The sequence below is a fragment of the Proteus mirabilis ATCC 29906 genome (assembly GCF_000160755.1).
GTDB lineage: Bacteria > Pseudomonadota > Gammaproteobacteria > Enterobacterales > Enterobacteriaceae > Proteus > Proteus mirabilis.
This window is the reverse complement of sequence record NZ_GG668583.1, coordinates 67999-91889: the sequence shown is the minus strand read 5'-3', so window position 1 is coordinate 91889 and position 23891 is coordinate 67999. Positions and strand designations below refer to the sequence as shown.

Here is a 23891-nt window from a genome sequence, read left to right as displayed (position 1 = left end):
CTTTGGTGCTTAGCTGTGCAAAATAAGCGCTGCACAGCCATTGTCTATTCGTTAAAATTTCAATGCATTAGCAATATCTTCTTCACTTTCTTCTTTATCAATTTCGGTTTGTGCTTTATTCGAAATAATCACAAAAGGCAGATAAATCAGTGTTGCAACAGCTAAGTTAAAGAGTGCTAATAACAGTGCGGCAATACTGCCATTGGTATTAAAAAATGCCCCTAACCCTGTTGGCATCGTCCAAGGTGCAATATTTGTGACCGGCGGAATAATCCCAAGGTAATAAGCGGTTACGGTAATAGCAGCAAGGATTGGCTGAATAAGAATAAAAGGAATAAACATCACTGGATTCATAATCACAGGTAAACCAAAAATAATAGGTTCATTAATTTGGAATAGACCTGCAGGTAATGCTAACTTCGCCACTTGACGGTGATCTGCTCGACGCGATGCAATAAAGATAGCTAATATCAGACCTAACGTCGCCCCTGTTCCTCCTAAGAAGATAAACGAATCTAGCATCGGTTTTGCCCAAAGATGGAACGTTTTGCCTGCAGCAAGTGCCGCCTCAACTGAACCATACTCGGTATAAATAGAGACGTTTTCTAATGCCCAAGGTGTCATAATACCGCTATCAAGTGCCGCCAGCGCCAGTGAACCATGAATACCAAAGAACCACAGCAAAGAGGTAAAAATAACGTAAGCCCACCCAACAACTGATCCTAACGAAGCCAATGGCGTTGAAATAGAATCTAAAATGATTTGATGGAAATGTGTACCGTAATGCGCTAATCCCCAAGAGATAATTCCCATAATTGATAAAATAATAAAACCAGGAATTAAGGCAGAAAAAGAGCGCGAAACGGAGGCAGGTACACTATCGGGCAAACGGATAACCCAATTACGACGCACTATAAAGGTAAACATTTCGGCAACCACAAGGCCAATAATAATCCCTGAAATAATATTGGCACCTCCTAACCAGTTCGCCCCCACAGCATAAGCGCCACCAGCGTCATAAGGTGTTACCGTCATAAAGGCGGCGATAGAAAGTAATCCCGCCGCAATAGGGTCGACTTTTCTCTCTTCCGCCAGCGCCATACCAATAAAGAACGGCGCCATCAATGACATTATTCCCAACGTACCGTTATAGACATTACCACCTATGGCTTTTAAACCATTAAGTGTTTCAATTGTTGAGGTATCTAAACGAATACCAAGAGAGTAAAAAAAGGAGCCCTCACCAAAACTGAGAAAAACATTATTGATAAGTACAAACATTGCCCCGGCAAGTGTTAATGGCATTAAACGGATAAAACCATTTTTTATCGCATTAACATGAGGTTGCTTTCCAATTTTAACCGCAAAAGGAAGGAGTACCTTTTCAAGTGAACCAATGACCTTACTCATAGAAAAATACCCTTAAAATGCCGCTAATTGCTCGGCTAGCTGAAAAATTCACTCTTTGACTGGAATAAATAAAAATAACAATAAAAAAATTAATTAGTTGTTGCTGATGCTTTCTTAATGGCAGCTACTGCTGCTTTTAATACACCTAATCCATCCACTTTCCCATATAACAATGAATCAATGACTTCGACAGGTTTATTGGGTAATAATTTTTGAATATCAGCGAGCATCCAACCAATTTGTGGCCCCAATAAAACGACATCCGCTTCTTGGCCTTTTTGCTCTGCTAATGTTTCTGGAAAAGCTTCAATAATAACGGGTACATCATATTTTTCTGCTTGTGCACGCATTTTTGTCACTAACAGAGATGTTGACATGCCAGCAGAACAAAATAGATAAATATATTTCTTTTGCATAAAACCCTCTCAAATTGGCCACACTCTGCCCTAGAGATAATGCTACTTTCTCATGTGCATTGATTAAGATGTCAGTACAGAATTAAAGTAAAATTTAGCAATTAAGATTGTTTCTGATTGAATAAAGTATACGCAATGATACTCACTAACGATATTTTTTACTGACTCATAATTGTCTCTGATTGACCTAGCGTATTGACCCTCTTCACAAATTAAGCAAAAAATCTTTAGCATTGTTTCGCGTTACAAAATTTGTCCATTCTTCTCTTCACATGATCTGATGCAAAGATTCAGCACAATAATATAAGTTAATCCTTTATTATTGTGAGAATGTGAATTAGTATCATTACTCTTTAGTTTTTTGGTATAATCATTGTTTCCTTTGTGAAGCTCATTATTAGGTCACAGCTAGTAAACTGTGCTATTTCATATCGCAACAATATGGGAAAGAGAATGTTTAAAAAATCATTAAGCCCACTGTTCTTATTGCTGTCTTCTCTGGTTATCGCAGGTTGTGATAACGCACAAGATACCTCAACAACGCAATCCACAGAGAAACAAACTCTCACTATCGAACATGCTCAAGGCACCACTGAGATCCCTGCTCACCCACAAAAAGTGGTTGTGATGAACATGGAAACACTTGATATTGTTGATGCTCTTGGCGTACCTGTTGTTGGCCTACCACAAACAAACGTCCACCTACCTAAATTTCTAGAGAAATACACCAACGAAAATGAGTACATCAACGAAGGTGGCCTGTTTGAACCAAACTACGAAAAACTCAGTACTACTGCCCCTGATCTGATTTTAACGGGTAGTCGTGCTCGCGATGCATATGCCAAATTAAGTGAAATCGCACCATCCATTTCTATGGATATCGACAGCACACGCTTTATTGACAGTCTCACTGAGCGTACAACGACTTTAGGTCAAATTTTTGGTAAAGAAGAACAAGCTAAAAAATTATTAGCTGACTTCAATAGCAAAATTGATACGGTAAAAGCAAAAACCCCAGATGCGGGTAAAGCAATGGTCGTATTAGTCAGTGGCGGTAAAATTTCCGCTTATGGCCCAGGCTCTCGCTTTGGTTTTATCTACGATGTATTGGGCTTTGAACCTGCATATACTTTCGATAGCCCAGGCTCTCACGGTAATATTGTTAACTCAGAACTACTGCTAAAACTTAATCCAGACTGGATGTTTGTCATTGACCGTGATGCAGCAATTGGTCGTGAAGATTCACAACCTGCAAAACAAGTGCTTGATAATGCCCTAGTTAGAAAGGTTAATGCATGGAATAAAGACCAAATTATCTATCTTGATGCCAGCTCGATTTATATCTCAGGTGGGATACAAACTTACTCTCGCTTAATGGATACAATTAATCAGGCGTTGGATCAAAAAAAATAAAGTAACTGAATGAAAACGTTCCATTTATCATTGGGGATAGGACTTATCGCTATCCTCTCAATGATCAGTCTATTTATCGGCGCAGGAGATATCACTCCTGCTTCGCTTTTTACTGATCCCGATATGCGCGATATCTTCTTTATTAGTCGCGTACCAAGAACCCTGTCATTATTACTTGCTGGGGGCGCAATTAGTGTTGCTGGTTTAATCATGCAACTGCTCACGCAAAACCGCTTTGTTGAGCCTTCTCTTGCAGGTACAACACAATCAGCCAGTCTCGGTTTATTAGTCGTGATGTTGCTTTTCCCCGCGGCAGGCATTTTCACCAAAATGATGGTAGCCACTGTTTTTGCACTTTTAGGCACTGTGTTATTTATGTTGTTGCTACAGAGAATTGCCTTAAAGACCGCATTAATCGTGCCACTTGTCGGTATTATGCTAAGTGCAGTGATAGGTGCTCTAACCATCTTTCTTGCCGTCTATTTTGATTTACTACAATCACTAGATGCGTGGACTAGCGGAGACTTCTCCAGTGTCTTACAAGGTCGTTATGAGCTGCTATGGCTTGTCGGTGCCCTTGCATTAATGGCGTGTTGGGTCGCGGATAGCTTTACCGTGGCAGGTATGGGACGTGAATTTTCCATCAACGTTGGACTTAACTATCGTAAAGTGATGATTATCGGTTTATCTATTATCGCTTTAATTAGTGGTGTGGTGGTGTCTGTTGTTGGTGCTCTACCTTTCCTTGGTTTGATCGTGCCAAATTTAGTTAGCCTAGTGATGGGAGATAATATTCGCAAAACCATCCCGTGGGTATGCTTAAGCGGTGGAGCCATTGTTTTACTCTGTGATGTGATTGGTCGCCTGATCCGTTATCCATTTGAGATCCCCGCAAGTGTCATTTTAGGGGCGGTAGGTGCTGTGATCTTCCTTTTCTTACTACTGAAGCAGCAACGTTATGCAAAAAGTTAATTCATCCATGATTAGCAAATATACTGGCGCTGTTCAACCTAAGAAAGTGCGCCTCTCACCTATGGCGCGTATTTGGCTCTTACTTGGCGTCTCATTATTAGCCATTGCGCTGTTTATGACGATCAACCTAAACGGTAATATCTCTTATATTCTGACACACCGCGCTTATATTATTCTGACGATGATCATCGTCGCCTTTGCGGCAGGCGTTTCTACTATACTGTTTCAGACTATCGCCAATAACCGCATTCTTACTCCTTCATTAATGGGCTTAGAAGCTCTGTTTGTATTGCTACAAACGCTCTTTATCTTTTTTGAAGGGGATATGCCCGCCTCTTGGATGGCCAATCTGACGAAGTTCTTTTTAGAGTCGGCCTTATTAGTGTTATTTTCGGTGGTTCTATATCGTTGGCTATTTAGTTCAGTGCGCTTTAATATCAATTTAGTCCTTATGATTGGTATTATTTTAGGCACCCTATTTCGTAGCAGTGCAACGCTATTACAACGCCTCATGGACCCAAATGAGTTTTCTGTCTTACAAAGCCGTATGTTTGCGACATTTACTCGAGCCACTCCTGATCTTATCTTATGTGCATTAGCCATTATTGTCGTCGTCGGCGTATTACTTTGGCGTATGCGTTATAGTTTTGATGTGATGGCCTTAGGCCAGGCGAATGCGATTAATCTTGGTATTAATTATCGTAAGCAAACGACTTATATTCTATTACTTATTTCTGTTCTGGTTGCGGTATCAACAGCATTAGTAGGGCCGTTGACATTTTTAGGCTTAATTGTTGCTAATCTGGCTTATCATATTAGTGGTAGCAGTCAGCACCGCTTTTTAATGCCTGTGGCATTCTTATTAGGCACTATCGCACTGATTGGCGGACAATTGATTTTAGAGTATGGCTTAAAAATGACAGGTACTCTCTCTGTTGTGATTGAGTTTATTGGTGGTATGTTCTTTATTTATTTGGTATTAAGAAGACTTTAATATGATTGAAATCAGTAAGATATCAAAACGTTATCAAGACACAACGGTGCTCGATAATATTACAACAACCATTCAACGTGGCGGTATTACTTCAATCATCGGACCCAATGGTGCGGGTAAATCTACCTTACTTTCTGTAATAGGCCGTCTACTGATGCCAGAAAGCGGTATGGTCAGTGTAAATGGCATGGATGTTGCGGCTACAGAGAGTGATGTATTAGCCAAAAACCTTTCCATACTACGCCAAGAAAATCAGTTTGTGAGTCGCTTAACTGTTGAAGAGTTAGTCGGTTTTGGTCGCTACCCTTATAGTAAAGGACGCTTAACGCTAGAAGATAAGAAAGTGATTGATGAATCACTCGATTTTCTTAATTTGACTGAATTTCGTCACCGTTATCTTGATGAATTATCCGGAGGGCAACGCCAGCGTACTTATGTCGCAATGGTATTATGTCAAGATACTGAATACGTGATGCTTGATGAACCGCTTAACAATCTTGATATGAAACACGCGGTCATTATGATGAAATTACTGCGTAAAGCCGCCGATGAGCTAGGAAAAACCATTATCATCGTCATTCATGATATCAATTTCGCCTCTGTGTATTCCGACTATATTTTAGCCATGCGCAACGGGCAACTTTACTATCATGGCTCACCTAAAGAGATCATGAAATCCGATATTATCGAAGATATTTTCGATACTCCCGTCGACGTTAAAGAGTTGGATGATAAGCTTATCGCGATGTATTACTAATATTGCTATTTCACCAAAAGCCAAACAGCATATTGTTACTTTTAAACAATATGCTGTTTAATTACTTCGTAGTCACTGTAACCAGTTCAGAATCGATATCGCTAAAAATCTCTTCCCACTCATTATCATCAATATCCATTAAACCAAAATAACGTAGCAAGAAAGCCCCCTCGGTGGCTAAAAAAGCCAGTCTCGCCCGTTTTCCCTCTACTGTTGTGGTATCGACACCCGCTAATCTTTGCTGATACCACGCTTTAGTACTTTGCAAATATTCTGGCGTTTGCAGTAACGCAGCCATTAAGCTGGCTCCTTTGGCAAAAGAGAGCTTATCGTGATCATGAGTTGCATGAATATGTGCTCTAACGCGATTATTGGCTGAGTTATCATTGGCAACCACCTGATTAAATCGCGCTTCATATCCTCCTTCCCAATGTTCAAACATGGCATCAATCATCGCTTCTTTACTATTAAAGCAATATTGGACACCACCTTTAGAAATCCCCATTTTTTTGGCCACCGTATCGATAGTCAGAGCGGCAGCCCCTTGCTCCATCACGATGTCAAAAATAGCCTCAAGTAACTTTTCTCTATCAATCGTTCTTTGGCGTCCCATTTAAAAAAACCTCTTTTCAATACGACCGTATGGATTTAAAATTATTATTCCTAGCTAAATATAACACCTAAGATAACCACTGAGACTTTATATGATAAAAGATTATAAGCGTTGGATAGTCTTACTTTTAGTATCAAGTATGCTGTTTCTAATTGTTGTTGATGTTACCGTACTTTATACCGCACTACCGCGTTTAACTCATGATCTCAATGCGAGCGCCTCAGAAAAACTATGGATCATGAATGCCTATCCGCTGATTGTCGCAGGGCTGTTGCCAGCAGCAGGTATGCTTACTGATAGAATAGGTCATAAGACGTTATTTATTAGCGGATTACCCCTTTTTGCCATCGCCTCATTATGTGCGGCTTATTCCCCTAGTGCCACCAGCTTAATTATTTCTCGTGGTTTCTTGGCCATCGGTGCTGCTATGAGCATGCCTGCAACGTTGTCTATTGTGAGACAAGTATTTACTCATCCACAAGAGCGTGCCGTCGCCATCGGTATTTGGTCTGCTGTTGCTTCTGGTGGCGCGGCATTAGGGCCTTTAATTGGTGGGTTGCTATTAAACCATTTCTGGTGGGGCTCAGTCTTTTTGATCAATGTCCCTATTGTACTACTTGTGCTTCCTTTCTCGATTTGGCTAATTCCTCACTTTTCGGGACAACGGCAGCATAAAATTGATTATTTAAGCTCAATACTTATTTTGATTGGCTTAGTCAGCGCTATTTATACCTTAAAAGAGATAGGTAAGGCTTATACACAATGGAATGAAGTGATCATCGCCACCCTTATTGCCATTATTTTTCTCACACTATTTGCGCGGCGCCAACGTCGTCAAACGCATCCAATGATTGATTTTAGCCTATTTAAAAAGCGCTATTTCAGTGTCGGTGTGGCAATGTCGACTCTTTCTATGGTGATCATCGTGGGTATTGAATTTCTGCTAAGCCAACGCTTACAGTTAGTCGCCGGCTTTACACCACTGAATGCAGCTTTAGTGATTTTACCTATCCCTATCGGCTCAGTATTAGCCTCTCCTTTGGCTGGGTTTTGGCTAGCGCGTTTAGGTGCAGTGCGCTTAATTATTATCGGATTCGCCCTAACATTAATGGGTAACTTATGGTTAATTGCCATTTCAAACTCACCGATAATGCTAATGGGTAGCCTCTTTTTGATTGGCTTTGGTTTAGGCATTATTTTTACCACCGCATCGACCTCTATTATGCTAAGTGTCGACGATAAACAAGCAGGTATGGCCGCTTCTATTGAAGATATCGCCTATGAGTTGGGTAGCGTGATTGGCGTGACCTTTATGGGGAGTTTAATGAGCACCCTCTATACCTTAAAACTAACTTTACCGGATACGCTTAACGTCAATAGTGTCGTTTATGATAGTTTAGATGAAGCACTTATTGTCGCTGAAAAGCTTCCCGAAGCAGCGGCGACCCTCTTAATCGCACAGGCTAATAGTGCGTTTGAATATGCTTTTTCTATCGTTCTGATCGCCACAGCCATTGTGACTACAATAAGCTTAATTGCACTCCCTTATTGCTTGCGTAATGCGGTAAGAGAAAACAAGCCCAGCCACTAATTCAAGCTCATAGAAAACGCGCCGTTATGGCGCGTTTCTCACAAAATCAGAAGGTGATTGTCCCATCTGCTTTTTAAACATAGTAGAAAAAGAGCTAGCGCTGTTATAGCCCAAATCAAAAGCCACAGCGGTAATGCTATGCCCTGATAAAATTTGCGTGAGTGAGTTTAAAAGACAGACTTGCTGACGCCATTGTGAAAATGCCATTCCCGTCTGTTGGCGGAAAAAACGGCTAAACGAGCGTTCACTTTTATGTAATTTCTCGGCCCACTGCTGAGGTAGAGCGTCAATTTTGGGCTGACGAATAAAATCGCGACATAATTTAGCTAATTTACTGTCCTGTGGAATAGGAACAAAGAAAGGCAAAGGTTCTGCTTTCGCTAACTCATATAAGATAAGTTGCATTAAAATACCATCGCGCCCTTTTTTATCATATTGCGCAGGCACATCAACGGCTTCAAGAAGTAATTGACGTAAAAGCGGTGACACTCTTAACACTTCACACTGTTGACTCTGACGAGGAGCTGCCGCTGGCTCAATATATAAACTTCTGGTACTCACATCTAACATGCGTGTTTCATGCCCCGTCTGAGGAGGGATCCACACACCACAAGAGGGAGGGATAACCCATTCCCCATCATTTGTGCTCACTTCAATCAATCCGGTAGCGGGATATAAAAATTGCGCTCGTCGATGTCGATGCGTTTCTAATAGCGTATTAGGCAGATAATCTGTACCCAGCGCAATCACATCTCTCTCAAGGAGATCAACACTTTCTAACGGCACATTTCTCACATTAAACCTACTTTTTTATCTTTCTTGCTGACTGATTAATAGCGCAACTTGTCTACTGTTGCTGATGAGCAAATCTGGTCACTATCACATTGCAAGATGGCGAATTAACCCCTTTCGCTATTTAGCCACCCTATCCCGTTAACAGCTATAAAACTTATTATTAACACTGTCAATAAATAGGCCGAAATTCTAATGTCATTGTCTGATCTTGGCATGTTGGAAAGCGATTAATCCTCTACTATCCCTCTTGCAGAGGTTGTTTCAGGCGCTCTGCAACGCGGTATGCATTCAATAATAATGCAGCGGAAACCAGATATCCCCATATCAATAGTCTAGAAAACGCATACACATCTTTATATCAAGTATCGGGTAAATTGGCTTCCGCTTATTATGTCTAAGGTAGCATTTATATGAGCAATCAGTCCGATCATCATAGTATTAAGCCAATTTCCGGTGATATAAGTCGTCGCCATTTTATTCAAGCGAGTTCGGCATTAGTCACACTGCCCTTTTTTTCCTCCAACACGATGGCGGCAACACAAGATCATGCAATAGCTGAAAAAACGATTGACGCCAAAGAGAATGAGCGTGTTGTCTCTACCTGTAGTAGTTTTGACTGTGGCGGAAAATGTGATATTCGCGCGCACGTTAAAGATGGCAAAGTGACACGTATTAGCACTCGACCTGACGCCGATTTAGATGAAGAGATGCCTATCATGCGAGCCTGTGTACGGGGTCGTGGTTATCGTAAATTTGTCTATCATCCTGATCGATTAAAATATCCCATGAAGCGAGTAGGTAAGCGTGGTGAAGGTCGATTTGAGCGCATCACTTGGGAAGAAGCTACGACGCTTATTGCACAAAATATGCAACGCATTACCAAGCAATATGGCCCTGCCTCACGTTTTGTCAGTTTAAGCACTGGGGTGACTGGTGGCATTTTTTCTGGTGCTAATATGCTACGCCGTCTGTTTAACCTAACCGGCGGCTTTCTGGAGAATTATCACTCCGTGAGTAATGGTAACACCCTTGCCGTTACCCCTTATACTTACGGTACAGCCGCTAGCGGAAGTACATTAGATACATTAGCAAATACCCCTTTAGTTATTCTATGGGGACATAATCCTAATGAAACTATTTTTGGGCATTCCAATCATTACTTCCAAAAAATGAAAAAAAACGGCACTAAATTTATTGTCGTTGATCCACGTTATTCCGATACTGCCTCTTCTTTAGCTGACCAGTGGATCCCGCTGTTACCGACCACTGATAACGCGATGATAGATGCCATGATGTATGTCATTGTCAGTGAAAACCTGCATGATCAGGCCTTTATCGACAAATACACCCTTGGTTTCGATGAGCATCAGATGCCAGAAGGCGTTGGTGAAAATGAGTCTTTAGTTGCCTATTTAATGGGGAAGAAAGACGGGATCAAGAAAACCCCTGAATGGGCGGAGCCTATCACTAAAGTACCCGCAGATACTATTCGTCAATTAGCCCGTGAATATGCTTCTACAAAACCGGCAGCATTAATCCAAGGTTGGGGGCCACAACGTCATATTTGTGGTGAACGGACGGCACGCGGTGCGACACTGTTAGCGACTATTACCGGCAACGTTGGTGTACGCGGTGGCTGGGCGGCTGGCTATGGCATGGCATTAAACTCTGAGTTACGTAAAACCATTGCCGGCCCAAGTTTATTGACCAATCCCGTTAAAGCAAAAATCAATATCACCAATTGGGTGCAAGCGTGTGAAGATAAAAATTTGGTCACACCACAAAATGGCTTACTCAATGCCGAGAAACTTGATACTGAAATCAAGATGATTTTCTCAATGGCGGGTAATTATATGGTGAATCAAAATACCGATATTCTTCATGCCGCTAAAGTGCTTGAAGATGAATCAAAAGTTGAATTTATCGTCTGTAGCGACCTCTATTTAACACCTAGCGCCAAATATGCGGATATCTTACTGCCTGAAACCAGCTTTTTAGAGCGCTGGAATATTGGAGGCACATGGAGTTATGGCGATTATATTATTCTGTCCGAAAAAGTGATAGAGCCAGAGTTTGAACGTCGTACCGACTACGATTGGTTACGTGAAGTGGCTGATAAACTGGGGGTCGGTGAACAATTTAGCGAAGGTAAAGCCACTGATCGCGACTGGATTGAATATTTAGTCAATGATGCCAGTATTAAACGTCCTGAAGATGGTATTCCTACCTTTGATGAATTATTGGTTAAACGTCGTCATCTGCTAAAACATCGCCCTCATACCCAAAATGTTGCGTTTGAGAAAAATATTCAAGATATAGAAAATAATCCATTTCCAACCCCATCAGGAAAGATTGAGATCTTCTCTAAACGCTTATATGAGATGAAGAATAGCGAGATCCCCGCACTTTCTCATTATGTGCCTGCCATTGAAGGGCCCGAAGATACGTTAACAGATAAATTTCCACTACAACTCATCACGTGGAAAGGACGTAACCGCGCAAACTCAACACAATTTGCTAATCCTTGGCTGCAAGAAGTACAACGTCAAGAATTATGGATCAACCCATTAGATGCCGAAGATAGAAATATCAAACAAGGCGATAAAGTCAAAGTCTATAACGACCGTGGGATCACCTTAGTACCCGTCAAACTCACACAACGCATTATGCCTGGTGTCGTTGCCTTACAAGCAGGTGCTTGGTGGCAACCAGATAAACAAGGTATCGATCAAGGGGGATGTGCCAACGTCTTAACCTCATCCCGTAGCACCGCTATGGCACACGGTAATGCTCACCAAACTTTATTGGTCGAGGTAGTAAAAGCATGAGTAAATTTATCGTTTATCCCGCAGTAAGCAGTAAACAGCTAGGGTTTTATATCGACAGTGCTCGCTGTTCGGGCTGCAAGGCGTGTCAGGTTGCTTGTAAAGATAAAAATAACCTCGATGTTGGCCGCAAATTTCGCCGTGTATATGAAATCACTGGTGGTGGTTATAGCCGTAATACTAACGGTGCATTAATTAATAATGTCTTTGCTTACACTTTATCTATCTCTTGCAATCATTGCGATGATCCCATTTGTGTTAAAAACTGCCCAACTACCGCAATGCATAAACGCGAAGGTGATGGCATTGTGATGGTAGATACTGACAAATGTGTTGGTTGTGGCGCCTGTGCGTGGTCTTGTCCTTATGGCGCACCGCAAATGGATCCTGAAACCAAGCAGATGTCAAAATGCGATTTTTGTATCGACTTACAACAAAAAGGTGAACAGCCTGTTTGCGTTGCGACCTGCCCACTTGGGGCCATTCAATTTGGTCCAATTGATGAACTACGTGAACGCTATGGTGAAGTTAATTATGTCACTGGTTTGCCTTCTCCTGAAATAACTCATCCAAACCTAGTGATCAACCCTCACCAAGGGGCAAATAATGACACTATAAATAATAAAGGAGAAATAAAATGAATGAATGGTCATTATTGATTTTCACCTTTATGATGAATGCCACTATTGGCTTAACACTCATAACAGGCCTTTTTGCACGCCGTCTTGCACATTATCTCAGTGCTGAAAGCTATTATCGCTTTATGTTACTAACCTTATTGGTGATTTGTGGATTAGCCGGTTTAGGCTCTATTGCCTCCATTACTCACTTAGGCGTACCGTTAAATGCTCCGAATGCCATTAGAAATGTCTTTTCAGCTTGGTTAAGTCGCGAAGTTGCTGTCACTGCCATTTTTGTAGGATGTTTAGGGATCACCTTTTTATGGCTATGGCGTACCGGTAAATTTTCGATGCTGCTATTTAGTGCAAGCCTTCTGATTGGTCTGTTTGACATTTATTGCATGGCATCCATTTATCGCCATACTTCCATTTTAACATGGATGGATAACAACACTTATGTGATGTTTTTTGGCGCGATGCTCACATTAGGGGCAACAATATTCTTTTTGCTGCTAAAGATATTGCAGCGTATAGGCAATAAATTAGGGATAGAAATACCATCAGCCCCTTTCCCTATCCGTTGGAAATGGCAATTGTGGGGGATCATGGCATTTAGTTTAATTGGCCGATTACTCTATCAACCTTTTTATGAACACTATTTAACTCGTACGCTCTATAGCCAAACATCGGTAACCTTTCCGTTATCACCTATTGAAGTCTATTACTCCATTGGCCCATTACGTATGACCAGTTGGATCTTAGCAACTTTGGCTGTATTGGTGTGTGGCTATAGTTTAGTAAAATATTTGATGGGCCAAACTCAGCAAAAATCAACGGAGTCCATTTTTGTCTATGGCGGTATCATGGCAATTATTGCAGAATTTGCTTTGCGTTATGTGTTTTATTCAATTCACTAAATCACGATCAGCCAGTTATTGAAGATGACAATTATCAGGGGAATTATTAGCCCCTGATTTTTTTATCAAAGATCATCGTTCACCCTGAGTATCAATCAATAGACGTTGATTAATATAATCAATCGTTTCTTCTATTGTCATAATATGATTAATCACATTAGTAATACCCTGACCAATAATAATCTCAGCTTGCCTTAAGTTAAATAATTTACCATTCGGCACTGATGATTCTCGTATTCCTTGATTAATTTCCTGATAAGCTAGTGTCATCCATGGATAACGGTGGCTAATTTCTTGGTTATGACTAAAATTTTCATGGTTACTATTTCCACCCAATAAAATTAAGTGATCCATCACAACAGGAGAATAAAGCCAACGATAAAACAGTTCAGCGTAAGATGATTTTCTACTGTAACGCGACACCCCAAGTACCCCACCCCCTAATTGTGGTACACCACCTGGAACGGGAGCAAAACCAATTTTAGGTAAAATATCGCTATGTGCGACATCATTAAATAAATTCATATAAGAGATAAGCATTGCCAGATGACCTTGCTCAAATTGTCTGACCGAGCCACTCCACCATTTATGGTTGATATTTTCGGTGATCGACAACTGATGCAAATAATCTGCTAATACCTCAGCGGCCAAGGGCATCGCTAAGCGCGGAATATTATCACTACCGATTAAACGCCCACCTTTAGCGTAATAACGTAATAAGTATTCAGTTGCGATTAATCCCGCACTTCCTAATGTGGTTGAAGCTCCCATCGGACAATGAGCTTGCCCGGCTTGATGCAACTCAGTAAAAAACTGAGTCACATTATCGTACTCTTCAAAGGTTGTCGGCACAGTTAATTCATTACCTGTTTTTTCGTAATACATTCTTTTTAAAATAGTATCTTCAAACAGATCTTTACGATAAAACAGTAATTGAGCGCTAGCATCGAACGGCATTGCATAAGCGACATCATTAACCAAACCAAATTTTTGTTGCGTAGGTAAGGAAAAGTGACTCAATAAATCAGTTAATCCATCACCAATTTTATCTAATGGTCGCAATATTCGCTCAGCAAACCATGGAAAACACGCCATATCAATACGCAACAGATCATAATAAGGGTGTAAATGAAGTTGGCTTAAAATTTGATAGACTTCATCATAAGGATGAATAGCTAAATTCACCTTGATACCAGTTTGACGATAAAAATGAGGAAGTAGTTTTTTTAATGCCGTTGTTGAAGGGCTTGGCAACGTTAGTAAATTAAGACTAATTTGTGATTTATCATCACTCATTACTGCTGGTGTTGCCGTATACAGATATGAACTTCGATTTGCGACAGATACATTATTATTTTTATACTCATGCGGCTCTGCGATTAATAGTGCCTCAGCGACTTCCAAACCAAGCTGAGCATAGTTCATTGGAAAACAATATAACCCTTTTATTACCGGCGGAATATTATCACTTAGAGCAAAGATAATAGGACAATCTGAAGAACTGCCAAAATAGCTTGCTTGTGTTAAATAGCGAGCTTTCTCAATATCTTGTGTGACAAAGATATCGGGGACTTGCTCCATAGAAAAGAAATCAAAAGCAATTTTATAACTCTCTTCATCAGAAGCGCTAAGTATGACACATTTTTTATCGGGTGCAGTTTGAGAAAGCCGTATTTGCAATTGATTAGCAAAAACCTGACTATTTAATTCATCTTGATTATCGCCAAAAATCCCCACCACCTTGCCAGCTGTTTGTGACACTTGCTGGCAAATTGACTCCGCCGCTTGTGCAAAATCTAACGTAAAAAAACGTTGTGCATTGAGGGGTTTGTGATAAATAAAGATAATTTGTGAAGGTGGAAGTTTTAACGTGTCAAAATAGTATTTAGCATCTTTAAGACAACTTACGGTGACTACTTGCTTATAGCCACCTGCAGCAATTTTTTGTAGTAGATCACGCTCAGTGGTCTCAAGAAGATCTGTTAAAAAAAGATCGTAGCTGATCTCTGGAAAATTAACGATCGACTGTCTAAAAGCATTAAAGAAGATCGCATATTTTTCAGAAACCAGTTGGGGTAATAAGATCGCAATTTTATGGCTTCTATTGGTTCTTAGTAGTTGGGCTTGTGTATTTAATTGATAGCCCATCTGTTTAGCAGCTTGATAGACTGCTTCAATTTTTTCAACACTTACATTTCCACGTTTATTCAATACGTTAGATACCGTACCATGCGAAACACCCGCTAGTTTTGCAATGTCCTTGATCGTCGCCATTTCTCTTCTTTCACCTCTATTTCCACCTTCACTAGCATACCTGAATTATTTATCACGACTACTGATAATTGATTTGAACGTTCCACTTACAATTAGCTGATAAATCAATCTATTAAAAATTAAAGATAATAAATAATTATCAATACCAATTAAAATAAATACATATATTAATCAATATATTAGTAAATAATATTTGAATAAGATCACTGATCTGATCTTCATTTATTGGCAAATAACACATGTCATTTTATTATTGGAACGTTCAAATTTGTTTGTAACCTACAAATAGCCAACACCAGAAAATTAATAAAATACTAATAAACAATAAGATAAGGGGATTTATTATGAAGCTTCATTTTTTAGGGACGGCTGCCTCAGAAGGCATACCGAATCCCTTCTGCCGTTGTGAACACTGTCTGAAAGCAAGAAAATTAGCCGGTAAAGATATTAGAACGCACTCTTCTGCTATTGTGGATGACATTATGTTGATCGATGTCTCCCCCACTTTTAGTTACCAACTGATGCGTGATGGTATGGACGCAACACATTTTGAAAGTTTGCTATTTACTCATACTCATCCTGATCATTTTAATGTTGGTGAACTATTTAGCAGAATGGAAGGCTATGGTTTTAAAATTAACCATCCTTTACATATTTTCGGTAACGATCGCGCTATCAATGGCTGTATTGAAGTATTACCAGGTTATACGAAAGAGCGATTTGCATTTCATTGCTTAATCCCTTTCGTTACGGTCGAAAGAAATGGTTATAAAATTACGCCGCTGCTTGCTAATCATGCGAAATGGGAACTTTGTTATGTATATCATATTGAAAAAGACGGCAAAGCTATTTTCTATGGCCATGATTCGGGTTGGTTCCCAGAATTAACTTGGCAATGGTTAGAAAACAAACCGCTTGATATTGTTGTTTTTGAGTGTACTTATGGCTTAAATGGAAAAGATCGTACAGATAATCATATGAGCTTAGAAACGGTTTTTGCCGCCAAAGAAAAACTGCAACAACAAGGCTGTTTACATCAAGCTACACAGATTGTCGTTTCGCATATCTCACATAGCGGTAAATTACTGCATCATGAATTAGAAACGGTTTGTGCTCCTCATCATATCCGTGTTGCCTACGACGGATTAACGTTAGAAACCAATTAAGAGGGGTACGACAATGGATATGAAAATAACTTCTCGCCTACTTATTATGATGTTTGTGCAATATTTCATGCAAGGAGCATGGAATATGACCATGGGACTCGTATTAAGTAGTTATGGTATGGCAAGCATTATCGGCAATGCTTATGCCTTATTAGGTGTCGCGACAATTATCTCCCCCTTATTTATTGGTATGGTCGCAGATCGTTTCTTTGCTTCACAAAAAGTCATGGGGATACTTCATTTAATTAATGCCGTCGTTATTCTCTGTGTTCCCCAATTTATTGAAGCACAAAACAGTGGCATGACATTATTTTTAATTTTTATTATTGGCTTATTGTTTTATCCAACCACTGCGCTATCTAATAGCATTAGTTTCTCCCATATTAATGGGGTTAAATATTTCCCAATTATTCGCGTATTTGGTACGTTTGGTTTTATGGCAATTGGTTTTATATTGGGTGAAATGGGCTTCTCTGGTAGCACAATGACTTGGTATATCGCTTCTGCAGTTGGTGTATTACTCGGTTTCTATTGTTTTACATTACCTAATACGCCACCTAAAGCGAAAGGCCAGCCTTTCTCACTACGCGATATTTTATGTTTAGATGCATTGTCTTTATTTAAAGATCGCCACTTTGCTATTTTGATGTTTAGCATCTTTATTTTAATGATCCCCAAAACAGCTTATTCTGCTTATATTCCTGTCTTTATTAAAGCATTAGGCTTTGATAATGCAGCTTCTATTATGCAAATAGGGATCGCTTGCGAAGTTCTGTTTATGTTTGTTTTGTCATTCTTCTTAATGAAATTTGGCTTCAAAATTACACTACTGCTAGGAGCCGTGAGCTGGATCATACGCTCTATGTTTTTCTCTTATGCTGCAGTAAATACAGAGCTTTACTTTATCGTCATCGGATTAATGCTACAGGGATTATGTTGGGATTTCTTCTTTACTGCAGGAGATATCTATGTCGATCGCAAAGCAAAACCTGAAATTCGTGCACAAGCACAAGGTCTGCGCTTTATTGTCTCTAATGGTTTCGGCTTACTATTTGCTTCCACTATTTGTGGTCAAATCTTTAACACAACCGTAACTGAAACAGGTGATGCAGCATTACCACAATGGTCAACATTCTGGGTCTATCCTGCCATTGTAGCGGCGGTGGTAACCCTATTCTTTATTTTCTTCTTTAAAGATGATGTTTCTAAAAAAAGAAATAGTGAAAATAAAGAAACATCACGAGGAATTACAGCACCTTAATTTTAAAATAAAAAATAAGCCAACGTCAGGAGCAAACCATGGATGCATTAATACAGTTTGTTGACACTATTGGCCCATTATCACTATCAAGTATTGCTAAATTACTGGCCGCCTTTATCTTAGGCGGTCTTATTGGCTTAGAGCGTGAATCAAAGGGAAAACCAGTTGGTTTTAAAACTTGTGTCATTATTGCTGTTGCCAGTTGTTTATTAACCATTGTCTCTATTCAATCAGCCGAATATTACGCCAATATTTCTGACAATATTCGCAGTGATCCCATGCGGTTAGCTGCACAAATTATCAGTGGGGTCGGCTTTCTGGGCGCTGGTGTTATTTTACATCGACGAGATGATGCCATTTCAGGATTAACGACTGCGGCCATTGTTTGGGCATCTGCGGGAGTGGGTATCGCCTGTGGCTCCGGCTTTTATTGGCATGCTATCGTTGTGACTTTCCTCTTTTTTATGGCTATTAAACTGAGCCCACAAGTAGTGCTGTTTCAAATGAATAATCAACGCTTAGGTAAAATTAAAGTGCGAATGCTATTTACTCATGAAAGTGGTGTTCCTCTTTTAATTGACTATTTAAAAAGCAACAAAAACGTTATTGAAAACCTGACTATTCGTGATATTAAAAAGGAGCGCGTTGAAGTTAACTTAAAACTACTTGTGCGACAAAAAATAACCTTACCAGAGTTTTATTGCTCATTAAAACAATTACAGCATGTACATTCTGTTTCGCTAGATCATTAAATTAATTCTATTATTGATAGAGAAACAACCATAGTGCCCCTATATTCTTAAATAGGTGGCACTATTATAATCTAAGTAAAAACAGCTTGGTTATTGGTTCTCTTTAAATGGATTACCCATCTTATTAAGATACATCATGCCAAAAATCGTTGATGCATAATCAGTAATATGTCCTACATCACGATAAACCGGCACTCCTTCAATATCTGTTAAGCAGGTATCTTTATCGCATTGTACATCTTTAGGATCGATAATAATTAAGCTTGGATAGTCCTGTTTTAATTTAGCAAATAATTGGTTCATCCATGTATTCCCCTCACCTTTATAGTTTTTGGGATTACAGTTGTTATCAGCAAAATCTTTTCTTAACTTGGCATTTTCATAAAAACAGGTCATAAAACCACTAGGCATTGAATAAACGGTTTTTATAAAAACAGGTTTGGCTCCAGTAGCAACAATGATATCAAGCGCTTCACGCATCGATTTTTCCACACGTTGACGAGATGCCTCAACCGTTCTTTTATCACCTATTTTATTAATAACATGATTTGAGGCGTAATTATTCCAAACCTGTCCAAAAATCACATAATCAAACCGATTATGTTTAATAATCTGGTAATATTTTGCTGTTTGATCATAACAACGTTGATAAACCGTATTCTTATGATTAGACCAATCATAAAGATAAATATTAGGAATAGTAATGCATGATGAAGTTGCTTGCGCATAGACATCAAGCTCAGCATCTTTACCTAAAATATCCATAAATCCCCAAAAATGATTAGCATGGGAATCCCCTAATAAAAAGGCTTTTTTCTGGCTACCCACTTTACCAATATGACACATCTTATCAGGATCAGAGGCTTGAAAATTCATACAATTACCTCGATTGGGATAATCGAATTGATTGAGTTTGTTTTCTAAATTAACGTAATTTTGCCCAAGCCTTACTCCAAATCCATGATACTTTTCATTTAATGCATTTAATCCTAAAGCCAATAAAATAGGTATAACAAACAATAATGTTATCGAATATTTAAAGTTCAAACGCTGTCTTCTAAACGGTTTTTCAATAAGAAGGTAAGAAAAAATAGAGAGTAAAAATGTTAATGCTAAAAATAACCCTTTTTGTATCTCGGTGTTAAATACGCCTATATAACGCGCAATAGCAAATAAGGGCCAGTGCCATAAATAAAGTGAATAAGATAATAATCCAATGATCACTATTGGCTTTAATGACAACACTTTTTGAATAATACTGCCATGTTGTCCTGTATAAATAATTAGTGCAACACTAAGACAAACATATAACGTATTGAAATTCGGATAACCAGCAATCACATCTTTTTGAACGGCTACCCAAAAGATAACCCCTAAGGCGATGAGACTAATAACACTATTAACTCTTTGATTAATGATTACTTTTACGGGTAAATAAGCAACACAAGCCCCTAACATAAACTCAAATATACGCGTACTAAAGTAATAATAATTCTTAGGTTGATCTTTTTGATAAACAAGCACCAAGGAGAAAGAAATTATTGTAATAAAAACAATAAAATAAAAATTATTTATTTTCTCTTTATGATTAATTTTGTGAAGAAAATAGAGTACAAAAGGTAAGAATAGATACCACTGCCATTCTATTGCTAAAGACCATGTATGTAATAACGGTAAGAAGAGTGCATCTTGCGCTGCATAACTAGTCGTTGCTCTTGCAAAATATTTGTTAGACAGAAAAGCTGAAGCATATTTTTCACTATTAGTGATATCAAGATAATCACTAGGTAGATAGAAAATACCTGAAATTACAAGAACTGCTACTAAAACAAAAAGATAGAGTGGCTGTAAACGCCATAATCGGCGAATATAAAAATCACCAAATGAAAAATGACCTTGTAAAAGTGATGTTTTAATAATTAACGAGATCAAGAAACCCGAGATCACAAAAAAGATATCAACACCAATAAAACCTGATGGTATTAAGCGATTATCTAAATGAAAGAAGATAACCAAAATAACAGCAATTGCTCTTAAACCGTCAATATCAGCACGATATTTTATATTCATAACTCAATGTACTATCCAAATAAAAAGAATTGCTGGATTATACATCAATTAAAAATATCACTTTAGTTGTAAAGAGAATATTTTTAATATTGATATAAATGATTTCAAATATCTACTGTTACTGTTGATTAAACTCTATCGTCTTATTTAACAATATCTCAGACGATAGTGAGCCTTTGCTCACCACAAATTTAGGATAGTTAATGCTGGTTTTAATATTGATTGGAAGTGATAATCGATTATGTGCTAAAAATTGAAAAAGTGGTGTTATTTTTTCTGATGACACGCTTTCCTGTAAGCGCCCAAGCGTAATGTGAATAATATTTTTATGCAGATGATGATCAATGGGGATTTGCTGGTAAACCTGTTGTCTAAACTGCGTTAATGTTTTTGATACACCTATTAATATCACGCTTCCATTAGTCGTTAAAATAATATCATTAAATAGGATCTCAATCTTTCCTATCTTATTAAAGATATTCGTTATTTTTTGACACCAAGCCAGTAACATTAATTTCTGAGGCTCAAATAACGCTATAGGTTGATTAAAAATGGTCAACAAAGTGCAATGAAGTTGTAATTGTGGAGTCACCGCTATAAAAGGAAATTGCTGAGCAATTTGCTGACAATAAACATCTAATTGTTGGCTAAAAGGGATAAAATCCTCATCCACCTTTGGTTTATCAATAATGAGCTGCCCCGCATTTAAACTCAAATCGATAATATCTTCATTATTAATCTGTTGTAACCACTTTTCATTGCGCGATAATTTTTTAACTGTTGCTTGGGTTAAAAATGAATAGGCCATCGATAAACCTCGGTAACGAAGATTGTTATTAGTACATTGAATTGAATGGTACTTAAAATCAAGTCATAAAGTAGATAATAAAAAAGTGGCTCTCAAGAGAAAGCCACTGTCACATCCAATGGGGGAGATGTTAAAGGATAGGTTTATCTACAATGTTATGCTCTAAGCAAAACGCAATTTATGATAAGAAATTTGCCGCCTTAAATTTCGCCAATGCATCTGCTTTTTGTTCAGCTGTCAGTGGGCGTAAAGGACGACGAGGAGCGCCAACATCAATACCATGCAATTGCATTGCTACTTTGCCTGCAGCAACGCCACCGTATTCGACTAAAACTCGAATAATAGCGATAACTTTATCCATGCAATCTGCCACACCTTGGTGATCACCCTGATTAAATTTCTCAATTAACTCAAGATATAACGGTGCAGCGTAGTTATAGGTGCTACCTACAGCGCTTAATGCACCGCAAGCTAATCCTGCCGGAATAAATTCATCAACGCCAAATGGAATATCATATTTGCCTCCCTCTACCCGTAAGCAACGCTGAAATTCATACATATCAGGGGAGTTAAATTTCATACCAGATAAATTGGGGATCACTTTACCTGCTGCTTGTAAAAACTTTTCCATATCAATGCTTAATCCTGACATGGTGGAATGATAATAGTAGAAACCTTTTGAGGGTGCACTTGCCGCCGCTAAACGACAATATTCTACTAAATCATCAACATGACTAGGTTTAAAGAAGCAAGGGCCAATCACTGATGTGGCTTTAATATCTAATGTTTCAGCATGACGAGCAAGTTCTAACGTATCAGCAATACTTAATGCACCAGTATGAATAATAAGATCAAGTTGTCCCTGACTCGCTGTAACCCAACGTTCAGCGACTTTTTTACGCTCTTCAACCGAGCAATGTATACCTTCACCAGTAGTACCTAAGACATAAGCCCCTGTTACCCCTGTCGCAATTAGGTGCTTAGCAATATCATCAATAACAGGGTAATTAACACTACCGTCCGCAGCAAAAGGAGTATGAGGCGCGGCAATCAGTCCAGAGAGTTTGTTCATGATCACTTCCTATGGAGATTAATTTCTTTATTAATTAACTTATGGAGTTTAACTCTATATTAGAGAGCGACTAGTCATAACGCAATAACGAAAATAGCTCTGAAGGAAAGAGAAAGGTGAAATTGTGATCTTTAGCTACTTTCTGCTCAAGATGCTTTAAAATAGCAATAAACTTATGCTGAATGCGTCTGTTTTAACGCATTGAGAGTACGTAATTTCTGCTCTTTTACTGTTTCAGGTTTAGCCTGAACTAACAAGGTATAAAGCAAATCTAAAACAAAAAGTTGTGCTGTTTTTGTGCCAATAGAATCGCCTTGTAATTTCCCTTGTCGATTACCATTAATTAAATGGTGATCTGCATATTCCATAATTTGTGAGCCTAAATTATGCGTCAATGCAATCGTGCTTGCGCCCGCTTCTTTAGCCAATTTCAATGCATGAACCGTTTCTAATGAATTACCCGAATGACTAATACCGATAGCGACATCACCAGATTTTAATAATGAGGCTTGCATATACATAAAGTGGTTATTAGTTACGGCATCAACACGATAACCAATACGCATAAGTTTATTTTTCAGATCTTCCGCAGTGATCCCCGAAGAGCCAACGCCGCAGATAAAAACATAGTTTGCTGATAATAGTGCATTGACCGCCCCTTGCACTTGCTGCATATCGAGCAAATTTAATGTTTCTGATAACACATTATTTATTGTTGCTTGCAATTTTAGGCCAATAGTGTGGATATCATCTTGGTGACTGACTTCTGCATCAAGGATTGGCGATTCATCATTATCTGATGTTGCCATTTCAATCGCCAAATCCATTTTAAAGTCTTGAAAACCTTTATAACCCAATGTCCGACAAAAGCGGACAACCGTCGCTTCACCTGCTTTGGTTGCTTGAGAGAGTTGGGCAATAGACAACTGAGTCACTTCCGTAGGATGGAACAGGATATAGTCTGCAATACGTTGCGATACGCGAGTTAAGCTATTTTTCATGGCGCCTAGCGTATCAAGTATTTTACCCGGCTTTAATCGAGTTGTTGCCTGTTCTGTCATGGACATTATCCTTGCTTGCAGCAAATACACGAGAATAGAATTTTGCCCACAAGAGTACCAATTCCAACAGGTTAAAAAAAGCCTTGTTAAGACAATAATGTGAT

20 protein-coding genes are annotated in these 23891 nt (G+C 38.9%); 11 read left to right on the top strand and 9 right to left on the bottom strand.

From position 1 onward, the window contains the following. Nucleotides 1–51: 51 nt before the first annotated feature. Complete coding sequence (gene chbC, locus HMPREF0693_RS16350; protein ID WP_004246720.1) at nt 52–1410, bottom strand: PTS N,N'-diacetylchitobiose transporter subunit IIC; 1359 nt, start codon at nt 1408–1410, stop codon at nt 52–54. 89 nt (nt 1411–1499) lie between these two features. Further along, entirely contained in the window at nt 1500–1826 is a 327-nt protein-coding gene (locus HMPREF0693_RS16345) for a PTS sugar transporter subunit IIB (RefSeq protein WP_004246718.1), read from the bottom strand. 453 nt (nt 1827–2279) lie between these two features. Between HMPREF0693_RS16345 and HMPREF0693_RS16340 the strand changes: the two genes are divergently transcribed. From HMPREF0693_RS16340 to HMPREF0693_RS16325, 4 genes are read left to right on the top strand one after another with little or no spacing between them, the layout of a single operon-like run. Then, nucleotides 2280–3239 carry a siderophore ABC transporter substrate-binding protein gene (locus HMPREF0693_RS16340; protein WP_004249039.1) on the top strand — a complete coding sequence of 320 codons (960 nt, stop codon included), beginning with the start codon at nt 2280–2282 and terminating at the stop codon, nt 3237–3239. Between the two features lie 9 nt (nt 3240–3248). After that, nucleotides 3249–4211, top strand: coding sequence for an ABC transporter permease (locus HMPREF0693_RS16335; protein WP_004246712.1), 963 nt, complete (start codon nt 3249–3251; stop codon nt 4209–4211). Continuing rightward, on the top strand, nt 4198–5205 hold the full coding sequence (locus HMPREF0693_RS16330; protein ID WP_004246711.1) for an iron chelate uptake ABC transporter family permease subunit: 1008 nt from the start codon (nt 4198–4200) through the stop codon (nt 5203–5205). Before HMPREF0693_RS16335 ends, HMPREF0693_RS16330 begins: the two co-directional genes overlap by 14 nt. A 1-nt stretch (nt 5206) precedes the next feature. Next, nucleotides 5207–5962 (top strand): iron ABC transporter ATP-binding protein, encoded by a 756-nt coding sequence (locus HMPREF0693_RS16325; RefSeq protein ID WP_004246710.1) that lies wholly within the window; start codon nt 5207–5209, stop codon nt 5960–5962. A 61-nt stretch (nt 5963–6023) separates the two neighbouring features. On the opposite strand, the gene HMPREF0693_RS16320 is transcribed toward HMPREF0693_RS16325, so the two are convergent. Continuing rightward, nucleotides 6024–6575, bottom strand: coding sequence for a TetR/AcrR family transcriptional regulator (locus HMPREF0693_RS16320; RefSeq protein WP_004246709.1), 552 nt, complete (start codon nt 6573–6575; stop codon nt 6024–6026). A gap of 91 nt (nt 6576–6666) precedes the next feature. Between HMPREF0693_RS16320 and HMPREF0693_RS16315 the strand changes: the two genes are divergently transcribed. Then, nucleotides 6667–8166, top strand: a complete 1500-nt coding sequence (locus tag HMPREF0693_RS16315; protein ID WP_004246708.1) for an MFS transporter — start codon at nt 6667–6669, stop codon at nt 8164–8166. A 24-nt stretch (nt 8167–8190) separates the two neighbouring features. On the opposite strand, the gene HMPREF0693_RS16310 is transcribed toward HMPREF0693_RS16315, so the two are convergent. After that, complete coding sequence (locus HMPREF0693_RS16310; RefSeq protein ID WP_004246707.1) at nt 8191–8961, bottom strand: AraC family transcriptional regulator; 771 nt, start codon at nt 8959–8961, stop codon at nt 8191–8193. A gap of 410 nt (nt 8962–9371) precedes the next feature. Between HMPREF0693_RS16310 and HMPREF0693_RS16305 the strand changes: the two genes are divergently transcribed. Genes HMPREF0693_RS16305 through HMPREF0693_RS16295 form a run of 3 tightly spaced genes read left to right on the top strand, consistent with a single transcriptional unit; the run spans nt 9372 to nt 13323 of the window. Beyond that, the gene (locus tag HMPREF0693_RS16305) at nt 9372–11789 is read left to right on the top strand and encodes a DMSO/selenate family reductase complex A subunit (RefSeq protein ID WP_004246706.1); all 2418 of its coding nucleotides are present in this window, start codon (nt 9372–9374) and stop codon (nt 11787–11789) included. Next, entirely contained in the window at nt 11786–12427 is a 642-nt protein-coding gene (locus tag HMPREF0693_RS16300) for a DMSO/selenate family reductase complex B subunit (RefSeq protein WP_004246705.1), read from the top strand. Before HMPREF0693_RS16305 ends, HMPREF0693_RS16300 begins: the two co-directional genes overlap by 4 nt. Then, nucleotides 12424–13323, top strand: coding sequence for a dimethyl sulfoxide reductase anchor subunit family protein (locus HMPREF0693_RS16295; protein WP_004246704.1), 900 nt, complete (start codon nt 12424–12426; stop codon nt 13321–13323). The genes HMPREF0693_RS16300 and HMPREF0693_RS16295 overlap by 4 nt, the downstream gene beginning before the upstream one ends. A 72-nt stretch (nt 13324–13395) precedes the next feature. Here the strand turns inward: HMPREF0693_RS16295 and HMPREF0693_RS16290 are convergent, their stop codons facing one another. Next, nucleotides 13396–15597: an extracellular solute-binding protein gene (locus HMPREF0693_RS16290; RefSeq protein ID WP_004246699.1), complete on the bottom strand. Its 2202-nt coding sequence runs from the start codon at nt 15595–15597 to the stop codon at nt 13396–13398. Between the two features lie 344 nt (nt 15598–15941). Here HMPREF0693_RS16290 and HMPREF0693_RS16285 point away from each other — a divergent pair, with 344 nt between their 5' ends. From HMPREF0693_RS16285 to HMPREF0693_RS16275, 3 genes are read left to right on the top strand one after another with little or no spacing between them, the layout of a single operon-like run. Beyond that, nucleotides 15942–16763, top strand: coding sequence for an MBL fold metallo-hydrolase (locus tag HMPREF0693_RS16285; RefSeq protein WP_004246698.1), 822 nt, complete (start codon nt 15942–15944; stop codon nt 16761–16763). Nucleotides 16764–16776: 13 nt separating this feature from the next. Further along, nucleotides 16777–18024, top strand: coding sequence for an MFS transporter (locus HMPREF0693_RS16280; RefSeq protein ID WP_004246696.1), 1248 nt, complete (start codon nt 16777–16779; stop codon nt 18022–18024). A 38-nt stretch (nt 18025–18062) separates the two neighbouring features. Further along, complete coding sequence (locus HMPREF0693_RS16275; protein WP_004246695.1) at nt 18063–18776, top strand: MgtC/SapB family protein; 714 nt, start codon at nt 18063–18065, stop codon at nt 18774–18776. A gap of 90 nt (nt 18777–18866) precedes the next feature. On the opposite strand, the gene HMPREF0693_RS16270 is transcribed toward HMPREF0693_RS16275, so the two are convergent. The 4 genes from HMPREF0693_RS16270 to HMPREF0693_RS16255 form a co-directional block, all read right to left on the bottom strand. Beyond that, nucleotides 18867–20846, bottom strand: coding sequence for an acyltransferase family protein (locus tag HMPREF0693_RS16270; protein WP_004246693.1), 1980 nt, complete (start codon nt 20844–20846; stop codon nt 18867–18869). 118 nt (nt 20847–20964) lie between these two features. Further along, nucleotides 20965–21654: a hypothetical protein gene (locus tag HMPREF0693_RS16265; RefSeq protein WP_004246692.1), complete on the bottom strand. Its 690-nt coding sequence runs from the start codon at nt 21652–21654 to the stop codon at nt 20965–20967. 178 nt (nt 21655–21832) lie between these two features. After that, nucleotides 21833–22726 (bottom strand): dihydrodipicolinate synthase family protein, encoded by an 894-nt coding sequence (locus HMPREF0693_RS16260; protein WP_004246689.1) that lies wholly within the window; start codon nt 22724–22726, stop codon nt 21833–21835. A gap of 173 nt (nt 22727–22899) precedes the next feature. Continuing rightward, a complete protein-coding gene (locus tag HMPREF0693_RS16255; RefSeq protein WP_004246688.1) occupies nt 22900–23787 on the bottom strand; it encodes a MurR/RpiR family transcriptional regulator in 888 nt (295 codons plus the stop codon). Nucleotides 23788–23891 lie beyond the last annotated feature (104 nt).